The sequence below is a fragment of the Aeromonas rivuli genome, assembly GCF_000820045.1.
Taxonomy (GTDB): domain Bacteria; phylum Pseudomonadota; class Gammaproteobacteria; order Enterobacterales; family Aeromonadaceae; genus Aeromonas; species Aeromonas rivuli.
Window position 1 is genome coordinate 178,109 of sequence record NZ_CDBJ01000043.1, and the last position, 15,568, is coordinate 193,676.

Sequence of the window (15,568 nt, forward strand, 5' to 3'; positions counted from 1 at the left end):
ACAAGATGCCACCGACCACCACAGCCCTCCCCTCCCTGCTGGCGGTCATGCTCGCCATGCTGTCGATCACCCTGGGCGCCTCCCTGGCCAAGTCGCTGTTTCCCTTGATCGGGGCCGCCGGCACCACCTTGTTCCGGCTGGGGTGTGCTGCCCTCCTCCTCTCTCTGGTGTTACGGGTCTGGCGAGCGCCACTCGACAGACGCACCCTGCTGGGGGCCATCCCTTATGGACTCTCGCTGGGAGCCATGAACCTGCTCTTCTATCTGGCCATAGAGCGCATTCCCCTCGGCGTGGCGCTGGCCATCGAGTTCATAGGCCCCCTGACGGTGGCGCTGCTCAGCTCCCGCCACCGGGAAGACTTCATCTGGCTGGCGCTGGCCATCGTCGGTCTGCTGTTGCTGCTGCCGCTGCGGGCCGCCGAACAGGCCATAGATCCCCTGGGGGCCGCACTGGCACTCGGTGCTGGCGTGTTCTGGGGGCTCTATATGCTGACCGGCAAACGGGCCGGTGCCTTGCTGGGGGCCCAGGCCCCGGCCCTTGGCATGTGGGTGGGAACCCTGCTGGTGCTCCCCTTCGGTCTGAGTGGGGCGAGTGAGGCCAGCTTCACCCTTCCCCTGGTGCTGACCATAGTGGGGGTGGGGCTGCTCTCAAGCGCCATCCCCTACTCCCTCGAGATGTTTGCCCTGCGTCGGTTGCCGCTCAAGAGCTACGGCATACTGACCAGCGGCGAACCCGCCATGGGCGCCCTGATGGGGTTGCTGTTGCTGGGAGAGCAACTGCCCCCGTCCCAGTGGCTGGGAATAGCCGCCATCATAACCGCTTCGATGGGCACCACCTGGCATGGGGGACGACGGCGCGCCGACCTGGCGTGATCCCCTCAATAGAGGCGGCGACCGGCTTCATTGCGGCAACGGTTCTGCTGGCCGCTGGCGGGAGCAGTTCCGACACTGGCGATCCGAGATGGCAGCCCCCTCACATCTTGTTCATTTTTTTTGAATATTCAGACCAATTTATCTCGCTAACAACCGAGCGATGACCTGTTTACCATGCATTCATCGCTTAGGCAGGAGCGCCAAGCGGCCAAATAACAGGTTCTTCCAGGCTGGGATACCAAGAACAGGGTGTCTGACGTCAGAAAAGACCTACACAGTATTTGAACAACCTCTTGCAAGGATGCATTGATGCGGGCCTCACCGGCCTTGCCAATGACATAAAAACCAAGAGAGTGAATGAACATGAAAAACCTAATCAAGATGCTGGCCGTCGCAGGCCTGATGAGTGCTGGTGTCGCCCAGGCTTCGGTTCCCGCTGACTTCAATGCCACCCCGGGTGTGCTCTTTGTGAACTGGCACGCGACCGCTGCGGTCGATGGCAAAGCCAACCCCATGCTGGAAGTGCGTGACGGATCCGGTGATTTATTGACCTCGGTTCATGCCAACCTGACAGGCACCCAAGTGGTGAAGATCCCAAGCCGCACTCAGGGCACGCTGACCGTCAGCCTGGGTGAACAGAGCAGCGACTACCGCATCCCGTTCGGCATAGGCAGCGGCAAGCAGAGCTAAGCAGCCCGTCGAGCATCCTCAGAGAGAAGGCCCCGCATTGCGGGGCCTTCTGCTTAGTACAACCCAGGCGATGCAACGCTGAGCTGCTCGCAAGCGATAAAGCAAACGCGACACCGGACCATGGGGCCCGGTCTCGTTAGATGGTCAGATCCTTGATGGTCGCGGAGGGTCCGTTGGTTTGCACCGAGGCGATACCATTCTGGGCCGACGCCTGGCTGGCATACATCTGGCTGGAACCGATGACCTGGTGGTTCTTCGCTTTCAGATTGAAATGATACTTGCCGTTGGCGGCCTCCTTCAGCTCATATTGGCCCGCCTCGGGAGAGTTGGTCTGCACTGAGGCGATGCCGTTTTGCGCCGCCGCCTTGCTGTTGTACATCTCGCTGTTGAGGATCACTTCGCCATTACCGGCCTTGAGCACGAAGTGATACTGGTCGTTCTTGGCCAGCTTGAGTTCATACCATCCCATGGTTGCATCCTTATGCTGTGTTGAGGTCACCCATTAAACTAGCCCGCTTTTGTTGACAAGGATGTGACCGGATTGGCACTCAACCAAAAAAGCACCGGCAGAGAACGCGCCAAATGAAGACCCATGTGAGCCATTATCATCTGGGGATACCGTCAGTACCTGCAAACAGCAAGATTGTCCAAGCGGCTAGCCACCTCTTGCCGGTAGATTAGGGCATGGCATCGCGGTCAAGAGAGGGAGAGATGGCGCAGGATAATCAGTTCATATTCGCACAGAGCCAGCACTTGGCGAGCCTGACTGCGCTGCGGGTCAATATGACGGCGTTTCGCTACGACCGTCATGCCCACGAGGAGTACTCCTTCGGCGTCACCCTGGCCGGGCGGCAGAACTTCTTCTGCCATGGCAGCTTCCACTCCAGTCCGGCGGGCAGCGTCATCCAGTTCAATCCAGGGGATGTCCATGATGGCCATGCGGGAGACAACGCCAGCCTCGACTACACCATGCTCTATATTCCTCCCCACGAACTCACGCCGCTGTTTGCCAACGCGGCGGGGGAGCACACCGGGCAGTACCGGCTACCACAACCCCTGGTGCGCGACAGCGGGCTGAGCGACTGCATACTCGAGCTGGCTCAGGCGGTGAACAGCCAGGCCGCCAGCATAGAGCAGGAGTTTGCCCTCTATCGTCTCGCCGCCCGGGTGATGCAGCAGGCGGGCCGCTTCGAACCGGATACCAGAGTGAGTCGCATCGACAGGCTCCTGTTACAGGGGAGGGACTTCATCCATGGCCACTTCCAGCAGGATATCTCCCTGGCCGACATCAGCGCGGCGGCCAATATCTCCAAGTACCACTTCCTGCGTCTGTTTCGCCAGCAGCTCGGCATCACACCCCATCAATATGTGATCAACTGCCGCATCAATGCGGCGCGCCGCGCCCTGGAGAGAGGGGAGTCGGTGCAGGATCTGGTGTATCGCTACGGTTTCACCGATCTGAGCCACCTCAACCGCCGCTTCAAGCGCATCTACGGCATGACCCCGACCCAATACAGCGCCAACCTGAACCGCTGAGCCCAAGGACAGTTTCATGATTGAGATCCTCGCCTATGCCATTGGCATCATGTATACCCCTGGCCCCGTCAACCTGATTGGCCTCAATGCCGGCCTGGGCGGCCGGGCCCGTGCCTCCCTCGGTTTCTTCCTGGGCGTCGGCATGGCGATGTGCCTGCTACTGCTTCTGTTTGGATGGCTGGGGGCCCGGTTGGTCGGAGCGGATACCCTGATCTATGTCAGTCTGGTGGGCTACCTCTACATCACCTATCTCGCCATCAAGATTGCCCTCGACAAGGGCGAGGTCAGCGGGCAAGCATCCTCGGCCCGCCCGCTCGGCATGGGCAATGGATTTGTGATCCAGCTGCTCAATCCCAAGGCCATGATAGCGACCCTGCCCATCACCAGCATCCAGTTCCCGGCGGCGCAGATCCACGGCTGGAGCCTGCTGCCCTGGTCCCTGCTGCTTGGCTTGCTGGCGGCGGGCGCACCGGGCAGCTATTCACTGCTGGGGGATCGCGTTGGCCGCCACATTCAAGACCCACGCTGGTTCAGGTACTTCAACCTCATCATGGCCGCCCTGCTGCTCTACTCCGCCGCATCTCTGGCCTATCAACATGTCTATCTGCCTCTCAGGGGCTGAGTCGCGCAGCTTCCCAGCCTAGAGACCGACCAATAAAAACGGGCCTGCCACATTGGCAGGCCCATCTGTCTTGCATCCCGTTTGTCTTATTCCGGCTGATGGAATGCCAGCGCGCCCAGATAATCCCCTTTACCCAGCTCGACCCCGGCCCGGCGCAGCAGGGCATAGGTCATGGTCAGATGGAAATAGAAGTTCGGCAGCGCGTACTCGTAGAAACAGGTCTTGCCATCCATCCACTTGCCATTGGCCCAGTAAGGAAAGTACTTGCCGCTCTCGAACGCACTGTAGTCAGCATCCAGGTGGCCCTTGAGGAAGTCGATGGTCCCCTGGATACGACCACGAAGATCCGCCATGGTGGCCGGTTCATCCGTGAAACTCGGATTGTCGTTGTGGCTGGCAGTCGCCACGCAGGCCTTGGCCGATTCGCAGCAAATCAGTACCTGCTTGCTCAGTGGCAACATATCGACGATGAGCCGATCACCGAAGAAGTTATTCACGTCGTACTTCTTCATCTCGGCATGGGCCGCCGCCTTGACCAGCAGCTGGTCGAGGTTGGTGAGCATTTTGATAAACTGGGCGGTAAATTCACGGTTCATGATGCGCTCTCTATAAAGGCTGGGAGAGCCGCCCCGCGGGGCGGCGCAGCCCAATATAGCCCCTTTTTTCCTGCGCACACGCAGATTTGTGGCCCCGCCAACACAACCAGACGACAACCTCTGCCGTAGGGCGAAACTGCGTGGCCCACTTGCAACTATGTTGTCTGCTGTCCATGTCGATGAGCGCAGCCATCCGCTTGAATGGCGAGAGGAATGGGGAAAACTGCATAAAGAAAAAGCCCAGCATTGCTGCTGGGCTTTTGTGTTGGCTCCTCCTGCTGGACTTGAACCAGCGACATACGGATTAACAGTCCGCCGTTCTACCGACTGAACTAAGGAGGAATTGTACTTGGTGCCCAGAGACGGAATCGCCATCGCATTAACTTTCGAAGTTAAAACAGCGAATCGTAGATTTTTGCGGGCGCGAGTAATAGCATTGCCAATCTGCCTTCCGCACTGGCCTCAGGACGGATTTTGGCTAATCAACGTACATCGGAGCGATGATGAACAGAATGTCTGTATTGCAGGAAACTGTTTTTGGCACCAGAATTGCGGAAGACGAAGTCGATGAGCTACACACATATTTCGTTGAGACAGACCAGTGGAAAAAACTTCTATCAGGGGAGGTCGATATTGTCTTCGGTTCAAAAGGGTCAGGTAAAAGTGCCCTTTATTCCCTCCTAGTTGCACAAGAAAATGAGCTCCGCGTAAAAGATAGAACTCTTTTTATTGCTGCTGAAAACCCACGAGGCACACCAGTTTTCAGAGAATTGTCAGCCAAATCAAATCTATCTGAAGAAAACTTTCGTTCATTATGGAAACTTTATTTTTTATCAATTTCCGCAAACTATCTCCGCCATCACCTGACAACCTCAAACATTAAAAACCAGGAAGCTAATGAGGTTTTTGATTTGCTGTCCGAGCATGGACTTCTTGCTCCGGGGATCACTCTGTTAACCCGTTTAAAAAGTGTTTTAGAGTATCTTCGGAAACTGGCTCCCTCGTTTGAAGGGTCCGTCACGGATCCGACAGGTGTTACATATGGAGCCAAGATAACTTTCGAAGAACCATCCATCGAAGAGCGAAGCTTAGGGTACAGGTCTCTCGACAATTTATTAGCTCAACTCAATAACGTTTTCTCTATCTATAAAATAACCGTTTGGCTTGCTTTAGATAGACTAGATGTCGCTTTTTCAGACTCAGAAACATTAGAAGCTGTAGCGTTAAGATCATTGTTTAGAACCTATTTAGATATGCTGTCGCTATCCCATATAAAAGTTAAAATTTTTCTACGGGATGATATCTGGAGCAAGATTGTTAAGGGCGGATTTCGTGAGGCTAGTCATGTTACACGATCAATCACATTGTCGTGGGATCAAAAATCACTTCTTAACCTTATAGTAAGGCGACTTGTCTCAAATGAGAGTGTTTGCAAGTTTTATAAAATGTCTCAAAAAGAAGTGCTTAAGTCGGCGGAGCAGCAAAGTTTGTTTTTCTATAAAGTATTTCCACCTCAAGTAGATGTAGGAAAAAGCAAGCCTAAAACTCTCGACTGGATGTTGTCTCGTACAGCGGACGGCACAAAACGTACAGCGCCCAGAGAATTAATTCACTTACTTCTGGCGGCTAGAGATGAGCAGCTTAAACTTGATGAACTTGGCAGTTCTGATAGAGAACAGCTCTATTTGATTGGAAATTCCTCTATTCGCTCAGGGCTACTATCAGTCTCCAAAGCACGATTCGAACAGACTCTTTGTGCTGAAAAACCATCACTACAACCTTATTTACAAAAACTTGAAGGTCAAAAAACACAACAAACTCCCTTAACACTAACAACTATTTGGGGGTGTAGTAATGAGCAGACGACGATAATTATCGAGCAGCTTATTGAAGCGGGTTTTTTTGAGCGGAGAGGCACTCGTGAAAAACCTATTTTTTGGGTTCCAATGCTCTACCGTGGGGCTCTCAAATTAATTCAGGGCGCTGCATAAAACAGCTTGCTCGCTAGTAAGAGCACTACAAAATAACGCCGCAGCGAGTGCTGCGGCGTTTTGATAATTAACCCCAAGGAGGGGTGTCAGGATCATGGAGGTCTAGATCAAGATCCTGGATGTCACAAATGTCCACAACTAGATTCACGGGGTCTGGGGCTGGAGCTGCGACCCAATCATTAACAGGAGCCACATCATGAGGCGCTTCAATCTCAAAGTGGCTCGCGATCAAATCAAACAACTGGTTGATGAAGACCCTCCGGCCCCACCCAGTCCTCCGCAAAACCAAGGAAGAAAACTCCATCCTGAACTGGGGTGTATTCGATAAGCTCGGCACATGCTGCGTGATCAAGTCTGAAACTTCTCGGCGACCATAGTTGGTCTTACCCTTCTTCATGGCTTGATACAAGGCCTGCGCTTCCAGCAGGATCTGTGGTCCATATTGAAGTTCAGCCATGGGCCACCTCCAACTCCTTCAGACGACGTGTAGCCTCAGCCAACCGCTCAGGCTTAAACAGTGGCTCAAGAGGGTAGCCTGGGAGCTGGCGTAGCAGTAGAGCCAGCACCCGCAGCACCTCGCCAGTAACAGGCACGACATTCTCCGGTAGAGCGGCCCGCTTGCTGTTCTTGCAGGTGTCGACCGTGACGGGCAAGCCCACCGAGGTCAGCAACGCCGAAATCTCGCCGTAAGTCATCGAGTGGGCGAACCAAGCCTTCTGCACCAGTGAACGGGTCAGAATGCGGGTCAAGATGCCCAGCGAGCCATCTTCTCGGATCCGCATCTTGGAACCCTGTAAAGCCAAGGCAGATTCGTAGTAGTCCTCCCAACTGGTCCAGTCCTCCATGGTCTTGAGGCAGTTGTCCTCTCGCCATCCATCGAAACGGGCACGGCAATGATCCGCCATGCCAGCATCGTCCCAAGGCACCGTATCGCAAGCGATGTGTGTTTCACCGGCCACCTCAACCATCCGTGGGTTCACCAACTGCCGCTTCTGGTCGAACTCGTAGGGCAGCCTGATCTGCTTCTTGATTTCGATCAGGTCGCTTTCCGTCAGCCACTGCTCCCGAAGCGAGATCAGGTGACTGGCGTCGATCTTCTGCCCCGGCTCACGGTCAAGGTAGAGCCTCAGGATCCATGCGTTCTGCTCCTCTGTCGTTCCAGCACACTTAACGCCAGCCTTAGCCAGCACAGGGGGCGTACTGCCCTGCATAGCGATTCTCGTCAGCATCCGCCGCCATGAACAAACGCCGGATCTCAGCCTTATCTAGGAATCGGGTTCGCTGGTTGTTCTCGGGGAGCGTCTTCAGATAGACCAATGGATGTTGCTCCAGGTACCCCATCCGCACACTCCACGTCAGGATGGCCTTGAGCAAGGTGGTGATCCGGTTGTTGGTCGCGGGCTTGCACTGGCACATCAGGCTGGTTTGCAACGCTTGCCCTTGCTCCAGATTGATTTCCGATAACAGCCGGGATCCAAGCGCCGGTTGCAGGTGATCCCGGAACCGCTGCTCGTCGTTCCGCCAAGAGCGTTTATGGTGCTTGGCATAAGGCAGGTAATGCAGCTGGAACAGCTCATGCAACGTGAGCTCTTGCCTCTTATCCTCCTTCAATTGCTTGGGGTCGATGCCTTGTGACAGCAGCCGTTTATACTCCGTGGCAATCTCTCTAGCCGTGTTCAGGTCTACGTCTGGAAAGCGACCTATGGCAATAGCCCGCTTGCGACCATGCCACAGATATCGCATCAGGAACTTCTTGTTGCCCTCCCCTTTCCCTACCAAGCATTTGAGCCCCGAGATCTGGGTGTCGCTGTATTCGGCCTCTGTGGATTTTGAATTTGCGGGATTGGGTGGCAGCGCCTCAATCGCTTTTTGGGTGAAGCGAAAACGAGATGGGAGATCTGACATAGTGGAACTCCTGTTAACTGGTGTGAGCAGGGGCTGGCATTGCCCCAAGAAAAAACAGCACAGGGAGGTCGGATCCCTGTGCTGTTCTGGTGGTACTGGTTTATCTGTTGGTGGTGATGTTGGCCGCTGATGGTTTACCCACTCGTGGCCACCGGCTTTCCGGTCGATATCCTGTCTTGGGCGTCAGTCTGGCGTCACTGTCAGGGTGAATACGTCCATCTGGGCATAGCAGCAAAAGCTCTGCTGCCAGACGTCAAACCATTCATTCACCTCTGCCAGTGACATTTCACCCATCAACGAATGGGTGTACTCACTCATGCTGAAATCGAAATCCAACTCCTTGGTGAGCTCGGTGCACCAGCCTTGGCCCACATAGGCAAAGTCAGTGACGTAGCGCAGGTGCCAGCCGTCATCCCGGCGTTCAAGACGGATCTCGACAGGGTGATAGCCTCCGGTTGTTGCGCTGTAGTCAGGATCTCGGTAGTTGAGGGTCAGGGCTGCAGATGTGGAGCCATCCGGAATCTCGTCTGGAAAATCCTCCAGCGCAGAGCTGATGGCTTGCTCCAGTAGCGTTTGCAGGTCGTGACTTATCCTCACAGGCAAGCCCGTGATTACGAGGGTCGGTGTCATGTTGTGCTTCTCTTGAAGTGAAAGGTGGGGATTCGAGTGATGGAATAGTGCGGGCTGTCGATATGGGTTAGTTGGTGGTGCTGACCTTTGGCAGCTTGGTCTTGAGGCTGTCAAACCACTCGGTATGTTTGCCCGTGATCAGATGGCCGAAACGCACTTCCGGTGCAGCCTTGGTCAATTCCAGATGGCGCAGTACGGCGGCCAGGAACCCAGCGTTATTGCTGCTGCCCTTGAAGTGCCAGATCACCTTGAACAGGCCAGAGGTAAATGCCTTGTCCGGCTGTTGCTCGTTCAGCAGATCGACGACTTGTGCCAAGCCGAACCACTCCTTGGAACAGAGGCCCCCGCCGCTACTACCGGTCAGACGGATCAACAGCTCAGCTTGCTCAGGCTCATGACCTATCTCATAACCCACTGTGGTAGTTGAGCCTGGCGAGAGCAAGGTGGCGACACCACTGGTCAAGATAACCTTGGCAGGCAGCGCGGGTTTATCGCTGGCCTTGTTCTCGGGCTGGGTATTGGTCTGCTGGCTGGCGGCTTGCTTGTTGGTCTTGCTATTCATATTGGGATCCTCGGGTACATCAGATAATGGATTTCAGGTAGATAGTGGTGCCCAACTCGGGCTGTGCCTGTTCAGGTTTTAGAACGAAGGCCAGATGCTGGAATACAGGGAGTGGAGCTGACAGGGCATCGAACGGAGTGCCGTAACCGGAGAAGCGATAGGGCTCCCATGTTTCGACAGCTGGGAGTGGCAGCCAGAACACGGCATGCTCGGCGCAGTCGATAAGCTGGATGGTTCCCGCAGCTTGCCTCCAGTAGTCGGCGTAGTAACCCTCGTCGTCATCCCTGACTGACTCACCTGTATGGGTTGCTATCGAGATCAATACTTCAGGTGCCTCACGGTGCAGGGACTTGGCCTTGAGAACGGTCGCCTCTTTGATCACGACCAGCAGCACAGGCTGATTTTCATCTGGCAGGAGCTCAGGAACATACATGCCGCTTGTAATGACCTCCTGCATCAGCAAGCTCAGCGTTTGCCAACTATGGGCATAACCCTTTAGCGTCTCGTGGGAAGCGTATTTTCCTTCTTGAATGAACTCATCCATGGCAGTCTCCCTTAGTCTGCTGGGCCGGTGATGTAGCCGATAGTGCCGCCGATGATGGTGCCTGCGACGGCTCCTGGGATACCACCTTTGACACCTACGCCAGCTCCGGTGATAGCACCTTTGACTGCTCCCTTGGTGCTGCCCTTTACCGTGAAGTCGACACTGCTGTCTCTCATTGGCTTGATGCTGACGGCGCCGACTTGCTTGCTCAAAATGTGATGGATAAACATGTTCTTTCCTTTGAATCGTGGATATGAAAAAGGCCCTGAGCGGTTAGCTCAGGGCCTGATGTTTAAGATAATACTTAAATGTAATATGTGTTTAAAAGTGTGACAGGTACAGGGGAATTTTAGAGGTAGCCATGTATCATGACTACTAATAAAACTACATATGATTGCGAGTGCAGAGGTGATAAAGAATGAGTGGCAAGGGAATAATAGTCCAACCGGGGTTAGATATACAAGAGCATAAGAGTCTTAAATATTTAGGCACAGTTCACCCTAATAAACTCAAGAACTATCTTCTTTATTGGGACCGTATCGATATACCTACATCAAGCCTAATGGAATATTCAACTCCATCACATGAGAGATTTTTAGAAGATCATGGTGTCTTAGTCCATACATTTCATGATAACGGTGAAACTTTTCTCCCTAAGACTGATATTACATCTCTTGAATACGCGATAAGCCAGCGCAATAAAGAAAATCCAGGTCAATGGAGTTTAGCCACGACAGTCGTGAGTGACAAATATATTCAGGACGATACAAAAAAACTTGTTGGAAATGGGCTACTTGAAATGAAGCTTCATGAATCACTCCCTATGCCAAGCCCAGATGCATCATTTCAAGATATTTTAGAATTTAAAAACCAACGTAAAGATGAACTTGACGAACTTCATATGTATCTTGATAAATTATATCAAAATATTCTTTCATCTCCTGATACCGACAGAGGTATATATACATCAACTCAAGAACTTAAAAGATGCGTAGAGCAGTTTAAAAAGTGCTCAGATCGACCTTGGCTAAAATATTTTAGTTCTAGAATTAGTGTAAATTTATCACTGGGAGCTCTATTTCACATCGTCAATGATGTTACCACGCACTCATACTCCAATATTTTATTAGAGCTAGCAGGGTGTGTATCAGCGTCCCTAATCCCATTATCAAAAAATCCCTACCCTGCAGATATAAAAGCAGTATCTTACATTGTTAATATCGAAAAGAATCTACAATTCTAAACTGACAAGATTACACATAAAAAGCAAATAAACTATCGCAATAATATTCAATAATCAGCCCTGACAGCTTGATATTATCAGGGCTACTACTGAATACTAGTTAATCACGGAGTTTCCCAACAACCACCGCACCTCGAGTAATAGAAAATGCAGTTTCCCCCAAATAATTGCTCTTCCCATTACTCAATATTGAGTGACAGGGTTCCGAACTCCCTATAGAAATTGGAACAACATTTACAACATCATATCCCATTTCATCAAACCCATTATAGATATTCTCTAATTGTTCTGAGAAATTGTCTAAATCTGCAATTTTTGCTTCGTGGATATCTACGACCTCTTTTTTAAGTCCCAGAAACCCACTTGGCCTAATCTCTTTTCTTGTATCTAGAGGTGCGTAAAACCACTGTGTGACGAATTTTTTTGACATAACTTATCCTAGGTTTTATTAGTTCCTGGCCTTGGTGCCTTCAGCGAACCCTATCCTTATATGCTGAACACCCTAATTAATGCAACACTAATACGCCAAAAAAATGCTACGTAGATAGCTTTCTTACATAGCATTAACAAAAACCTCTGTGGAGTTAAAATTATCAATGGAGGATTAGCACAATCATGAATTTAGCATTGAAAATGGGAACAACAGCCCAAGACCGGATATCCCCCAGACCCACGCTGAACATATCCAGTCAACTCTGCTGGGTGACTTTTGACATCAGGCTTACAGTCCACGCTCACTCTTGCCTGCTATTCCTTCTGATTGCGCCTCTCCGGTCTCCCTCCGGTCTTACCATAGCCAACCCACTCAGCGGCAAAGACCGGAGCTGGCGACCGGAGAAATGGCCTGACGGCGAACGCTGTTATCTACTCATCTGAGTGACACCATTCACCACAAACATAGCGTTGCCAAGCGGACCAGATATGGACCGGAACCTGATATGGAACGGTAACCGTCAGCCAGAAATGAAAAGAGACTCTATTTTCTGCTCCGCCATCCAGTCACTGAAATGGGGTAGCGAGGCCACCAGCAGATCCCAAATCAAGGGATAGTCATTCTCCCGGCGCCACTCGTTGAACTGTTCGGGAGAAAGCTGCCAAAGCTCGGTTGCATTCATACATTACCTCGATCACAAAGATGTCCCGTCCTCGCCAGATTGAGAGTCATGGTACACAAAGCCCTGGCGGATACGGCGGGTCAGGCACAGGAAAAGCGGTGCGACAAACGCCCGGCACGTCACCATACTAGGCGAGAAACAGAAGGCAAGTCACTGACAGGGAAGGAATAAGGGGGGGATGAATGCGACAGCTTGTCCCTCAAGTGCACACTTATTGCGCAACGCGTAGGTGACAATGGCCGTGGCAAACAGGCAAAGAAAAGCCCAGCATTGCTGCTGGGCTTTTGTGTTGGCTCCTCCTGCTGGACTTGAACCAGCGACATACGGATTAACAGTCCGCCGTTCTACCGACTGAACTAAGGAGGAATTGTACTTTTGAGACCAGATATTGCTATCTCATCACTTTAACTTGGTGCCCAGAGACGGAATCGAACCGCCGACACGGGGATTTTCAATCCCCTGCTCTACCGACTGAGCTATCTGGGCAATCTATAAATGGTGCCGGCTACCGGAATCGAACTGGTGACCTACTGATTACAAGTCAGTTGCTCTGCCTACTGAGCTAAGCCGGCACACTCAAACTGCTGTGCATGAACCAAATTTTTACTTCATGGCACCAAATATGGTGCCCAGAGACGGAATCGAACCGCCGACACGGGGATTTTCAATCCCCTGCTCTACCGACTGAGCTATCTGGGCGTGGCCGCTATTAAACGGATTTTGCCCTTGGGGGTCAACGGGAAATTTTACTTTTTGTCTCGTTCGTCTCTTTTTTGCACAACAAGCAGACTTTTGTGCATTTCTCATCCGGCTCAACCCCGACCCTGTCCCCTTTTGCCCCACAGTCTGGGCTCTTCCCCCTTGAGCAGGCGGGCAATATTTTCGTGGTGGCGGATCAGGATAAGGCAGGAGAGCAGTGACACCGGCAGCGTATATTCGGGTTTGAGCAGGTAGGCAAACAGGGGCGCCAGCAGCACGGTCACGATGGACGCCAGTGAGGAGTAACCACTGAGCAGGGCCACCAGCAGCCAGCTCACGACCACCATGGCCCCCATGTCGAGCCCGATGGGCAGCATGGTGCCAAGGGCGGTGGCGACCCCCTTGCCACCGCGAAAGTGGAAGAAGAGCGGGTACATGTGACCCAGGCAGGCTGCCACGCCGATAAAGCCCAGATAGATGGGCTTGATACCAAGAAACCAGGAGAGATAGACGGGAGCCATGCCCTTGAGCATGTCGAGCAGCAGTACCAGCAGGGCGGCTCCCCGTCCCCCGAGGCGCAGCACATTGGTCGCCCCCGGATTGTGGGACCCATGGTCTCGCGGATCCGGCAGGCCGCTGGTGCGAGACACCAGCACAGCACTGGACAGGGATCCGCCCAGATAGGCCAGAATAATCATCAAAATCGTCAGGGCCGTCATCTTGGTCGTTTTTACCACGATATGAATGGGGTATGATGCGGGCCACATTCTCCGGTCCGGGTAACCCGGGCCGTTCGTCAATGGCACGTGATCTCAGGCCAGCATCCCTGCGCTGTTTCACAGCCCATCAAGAGTAAAGAAGAAGTACTGTCATGGACAAGGTGTTTATTCGTGGACTCGAGGTTTTGAGTACCATAGGGGTATACGAGTGGGAAAAAGGCATTCGCCAGAAGCTCCGTTTTGACCTCGAGATGGGCTTTGACAACCGCCCCGCCGCCGCAGGCGACGACATCACGCTGGCGCTCGATTACGCCACCCTCTCCCAGAAAGTGTCGGAGTACGCCAGCAGCAAGGTGGTGGAACTGGTGGAAACCATGGCCGAGCAGGTCGCCCACCTCATACTGACTGACTTTCGGGTGCAGTGGGTCAAGGTGACGCTGACCAAGCCGGGGGCCGTGCCCAACGCCGCCGGAGTGGGGGTCGAGATTCTGCGCCATCGCACCCCGACCGCGAGCGAACAGTGATGACCCGCGTTAGCATCAGCATCCAGATGCAACGGGAGCAGATCCGATGACGCGCATCTACATCAGTCTGGGGTCGAACATAGAGAGGGATCACCATATCCGTGCCGGACTCGATGCCCTGCACGAACTGTGTGGCCCCCTTGAGGTCTCCCGGGTGTTTGAGAGCGAGGCGGTCGGTTTTGCCGGTCGCCCCTTCTACAACCTGGTGGTCGGTGCCGAGACGGCGCTGCCACTGGCCGAGCTCTGCCGCCAGCTGAGGGCCATGGAGTTTGCCCACGGTCGTGAACCCGATGCCAAGAAGTTTGCCCCCCGCACCCTGGATCTCGACCTGCTGCTCTATGGGGATCTCGTCTGCCAGGAGCCCGTCGCCCTGCCCCGCGGCGAGATCCTGACGAACGCCTTCGTGCTCTGGCCCCTGGCCGAGTTGGCCCCCGCGTTGCCCCATCCCGAGACGGGCCAGCCGCTGGCCGAGCACTGGGCAGCCTACGACAAAGCCTCCCAGCGACTCACCCCCATTCCCTTTGCCTGGATGCCCGCTCACGCCCTGGCCTGATCCTCGGCGCCCGCTGGTGGGCCAGCCTCTCGTCCGCCAGCTAACCCATGCGCGGAGGTTAATCTCTGATAAGCAGTACTGATTGGTCAGTCGAGGGGAGAAGGGGCACTATGGGGGCCACACAGGAGCCCATCATGCCCCAAGACCACAGCACCACCCTCGCGACTGCCAGGGCCGATCTCGACCGCCTGCAACAGATCCACGCCTTCAACCTGCAACTGCTGAACGCGCTGCCCCATCGCCAATACAACCATGAACCCATTCTCGATTACGCCACGGACGAACGGGTCAAGGCGCGTCTCGGCTGGCTTGGGGTGTTCAGCAAGACACTGTTTCTGCGCTTCAAGGATGGTCGCTTCGCCCTCTTGCTGACCCACAGGGAGGGGCGCCTCGATGCCAGGGCCGTGCGTGCTCACCTCGGCGCCAGCCCCTCCATCTGCGACCCGGCCGAGATGCAGCAAGAGACAGGTTGCCTGCCCGGTGCCCTCTGCCCCTTCCTGCCCCGTCCCGATATCCCCCTGCTGGTTGACCCCGCCCTGTTGACCCATTCTGCATTCACCTGGACCCCGGGCCTGCCCGACGTGACCCTGGAGCTGGATAGCGAGACGCTGCCCATCCTGCTGGCTCGATTGACCAATCAGGTGATTTATCTCCATGACAATGGCGTGACAAAACCCATCGACCCCTGCACCGTTCAGCCCGACATAAAAGGCTAAAGCCGCCTTCAAGATATACCTTCGCGAGCCGATACCCCTTGCACACCATTT

The 15,568-nt window shown here is 54.0% G+C and carries 19 protein-coding genes, 5 tRNA genes and 2 pseudogenes; 9 read left to right on the top strand and 17 right to left on the bottom strand.

What is annotated here, in order from left to right:
• Nucleotides 1-5 precede the first annotated feature (5 nt).
• Entirely contained in the window at nt 6-872 is an 867-nt protein-coding gene (locus tag BN1130_RS09800; protein WP_042041751.1) for an EamA family transporter, read from the top strand.
• Between the two features lie 357 nt (nt 873-1,229).
• A complete protein-coding gene (locus tag BN1130_RS09805) occupies nt 1,230-1,562 on the top strand; it encodes a hypothetical protein (protein ID WP_042041752.1) in 333 nt (110 codons plus the stop codon).
• A gap of 136 nt (nt 1,563-1,698) precedes the next feature.
• Here the strand turns inward: BN1130_RS09805 and BN1130_RS09810 are convergent, their stop codons facing one another.
• Nucleotides 1,699-2,031, bottom strand: a complete 333-nt coding sequence (locus tag BN1130_RS09810) for a YegP family protein (protein WP_042041753.1) — start codon at nt 2,029-2,031, stop codon at nt 1,699-1,701.
• A gap of 242 nt (nt 2,032-2,273) precedes the next feature.
• Between BN1130_RS09810 and BN1130_RS09815 the strand changes: the two genes are divergently transcribed.
• Both BN1130_RS09815 and BN1130_RS09820 read left to right on the top strand, forming a co-directional pair.
• The gene (locus tag BN1130_RS09815; RefSeq protein WP_042041755.1) at nt 2,274-3,098 is read left to right on the top strand and encodes an AraC family transcriptional regulator; all 825 of its coding nucleotides are present in this window, start codon (nt 2,274-2,276) and stop codon (nt 3,096-3,098) included.
• A 16-nt stretch (nt 3,099-3,114) separates the two neighbouring features.
• On the top strand, nt 3,115-3,720 hold the full coding sequence (locus BN1130_RS09820; RefSeq protein WP_042041756.1) for a LysE family translocator: 606 nt from the start codon (nt 3,115-3,117) through the stop codon (nt 3,718-3,720).
• A gap of 86 nt (nt 3,721-3,806) precedes the next feature.
• Here the strand turns inward: BN1130_RS09820 and BN1130_RS09825 are convergent, their stop codons facing one another.
• Both BN1130_RS09825 and BN1130_RS09835 read right to left on the bottom strand, forming a co-directional pair.
• Complete coding sequence (locus BN1130_RS09825) at nt 3,807-4,316, bottom strand: DUF1993 domain-containing protein (RefSeq protein ID WP_042041757.1); 510 nt, start codon at nt 4,314-4,316, stop codon at nt 3,807-3,809.
• A gap of 266 nt (nt 4,317-4,582) precedes the next feature.
• Nucleotides 4,583-4,658: transfer RNA gene (locus BN1130_RS09835), tRNA-Asn, on the bottom strand.
• A gap of 170 nt (nt 4,659-4,828) precedes the next feature.
• On the opposite strand from BN1130_RS09835, the gene BN1130_RS22235 reads away from it, so the two are divergent.
• Nucleotides 4,829-6,307, top strand: a complete 1,479-nt coding sequence (locus BN1130_RS22235) for a P-loop ATPase, Sll1717 family (protein ID WP_157013965.1) — start codon at nt 4,829-4,831, stop codon at nt 6,305-6,307.
• A gap of 67 nt (nt 6,308-6,374) precedes the next feature.
• On the opposite strand, the gene BN1130_RS09840 is transcribed toward BN1130_RS22235, so the two are convergent.
• From BN1130_RS09840 to BN1130_RS09870, 7 genes are all read right to left on the bottom strand, one after another.
• Complete coding sequence (locus tag BN1130_RS09840) at nt 6,375-6,764, bottom strand: hypothetical protein (RefSeq protein WP_042041759.1); 390 nt, start codon at nt 6,762-6,764, stop codon at nt 6,375-6,377.
• Nucleotides 6,757-7,518, bottom strand: coding sequence for a hypothetical protein (locus BN1130_RS09845; protein WP_042041761.1), 762 nt, complete (start codon nt 7,516-7,518; stop codon nt 6,757-6,759). Before BN1130_RS09845 ends, BN1130_RS09840 begins: the two co-directional genes overlap by 8 nt.
• The gene (locus BN1130_RS09850) at nt 7,487-8,212 is read right to left on the bottom strand and encodes a site-specific integrase family protein (protein ID WP_232301961.1); all 726 of its coding nucleotides are present in this window, start codon (nt 8,210-8,212) and stop codon (nt 7,487-7,489) included. The genes BN1130_RS09845 and BN1130_RS09850 overlap by 32 nt, the downstream gene beginning before the upstream one ends.
• 183 nt (nt 8,213-8,395) lie before the next feature.
• Nucleotides 8,396-8,842, bottom strand: a complete 447-nt coding sequence (locus tag BN1130_RS09855) for a DUF2787 family protein (protein WP_042041763.1) — start codon at nt 8,840-8,842, stop codon at nt 8,396-8,398.
• Between the two features lie 67 nt (nt 8,843-8,909).
• Complete coding sequence (locus BN1130_RS09860; protein ID WP_042041764.1) at nt 8,910-9,404, bottom strand: hypothetical protein; 495 nt, start codon at nt 9,402-9,404, stop codon at nt 8,910-8,912.
• A gap of 19 nt (nt 9,405-9,423) precedes the next feature.
• A complete protein-coding gene (locus BN1130_RS09865) occupies nt 9,424-9,948 on the bottom strand; it encodes a hypothetical protein (RefSeq protein ID WP_042041765.1) in 525 nt (174 codons plus the stop codon).
• 11 nt (nt 9,949-9,959) lie between these two features.
• A complete protein-coding gene (locus BN1130_RS09870; RefSeq protein WP_042041766.1) occupies nt 9,960-10,178 on the bottom strand; it encodes a YMGG-like glycine zipper-containing protein in 219 nt (72 codons plus the stop codon).
• A 188-nt stretch (nt 10,179-10,366) separates the two neighbouring features.
• Between BN1130_RS09870 and BN1130_RS22240 the strand changes: the two genes are divergently transcribed.
• Nucleotides 10,367-11,191 carry a DUF6236 family protein gene (locus tag BN1130_RS22240; RefSeq protein WP_157013966.1) on the top strand — a complete coding sequence of 275 codons (825 nt, stop codon included), beginning with the start codon at nt 10,367-10,369 and terminating at the stop codon, nt 11,189-11,191.
• A gap of 100 nt (nt 11,192-11,291) precedes the next feature.
• Here the strand turns inward: BN1130_RS22240 and BN1130_RS21640 are convergent, their stop codons facing one another.
• From BN1130_RS21640 to plsY, 7 genes and pseudogenes are all read right to left on the bottom strand, one after another.
• Nucleotides 11,292-11,621 (bottom strand): hypothetical protein, encoded by a 330-nt coding sequence (locus BN1130_RS21640; protein ID WP_084218177.1) that lies wholly within the window; start codon nt 11,619-11,621, stop codon nt 11,292-11,294.
• Nucleotides 11,622-12,153: 532 nt separating this feature from the next.
• Nucleotides 12,154-12,306 (bottom strand): annotated as a pseudogene (locus BN1130_RS22245) (potassium channel family protein); the annotation flags it as partial.
• A 290-nt stretch (nt 12,307-12,596) separates the two neighbouring features.
• Nucleotides 12,597-12,672, bottom strand: a tRNA-Asn gene (locus tag BN1130_RS09875).
• 44 nt (nt 12,673-12,716) lie between these two features.
• Nucleotides 12,717-12,792, bottom strand: a tRNA-Phe gene (locus BN1130_RS09880).
• 10 nt (nt 12,793-12,802) lie between these two features.
• Nucleotides 12,803-12,878, bottom strand: a tRNA-Thr gene (locus BN1130_RS09885).
• A 51-nt stretch (nt 12,879-12,929) separates the two neighbouring features.
• A tRNA-Phe gene (locus tag BN1130_RS09890) sits at nt 12,930-13,005 on the bottom strand.
• Between the two features lie 47 nt (nt 13,006-13,052).
• A pseudogene (gene plsY, locus BN1130_RS09895) lies at nt 13,053-13,724 on the bottom strand (glycerol-3-phosphate 1-O-acyltransferase PlsY).
• A 152-nt stretch (nt 13,725-13,876) separates the two neighbouring features.
• Between plsY and folB the strand changes: the two are divergent.
• The 3 genes from folB (at nt 13,877) to BN1130_RS09910 (ending at nt 15,517) form a co-directional block, all read left to right on the top strand.
• Nucleotides 13,877-14,248 (top strand): dihydroneopterin aldolase, encoded by a 372-nt coding sequence (folB, locus tag BN1130_RS09900; RefSeq protein WP_042041768.1) that lies wholly within the window; start codon nt 13,877-13,879, stop codon nt 14,246-14,248.
• Nucleotides 14,249-14,294: 46 nt separating this feature from the next.
• Nucleotides 14,295-14,801: a 2-amino-4-hydroxy-6-hydroxymethyldihydropteridine diphosphokinase gene (gene folK / locus BN1130_RS09905; RefSeq protein ID WP_042041769.1), complete on the top strand. Its 507-nt coding sequence runs from the start codon at nt 14,295-14,297 to the stop codon at nt 14,799-14,801.
• A gap of 134 nt (nt 14,802-14,935) precedes the next feature.
• A complete protein-coding gene (locus BN1130_RS09910) occupies nt 14,936-15,517 on the top strand; it encodes a YbaK/EbsC family protein (protein WP_084218184.1) in 582 nt (193 codons plus the stop codon).
• The last annotated feature ends 51 nt before the right edge of the window (nt 15,518-15,568 follow it).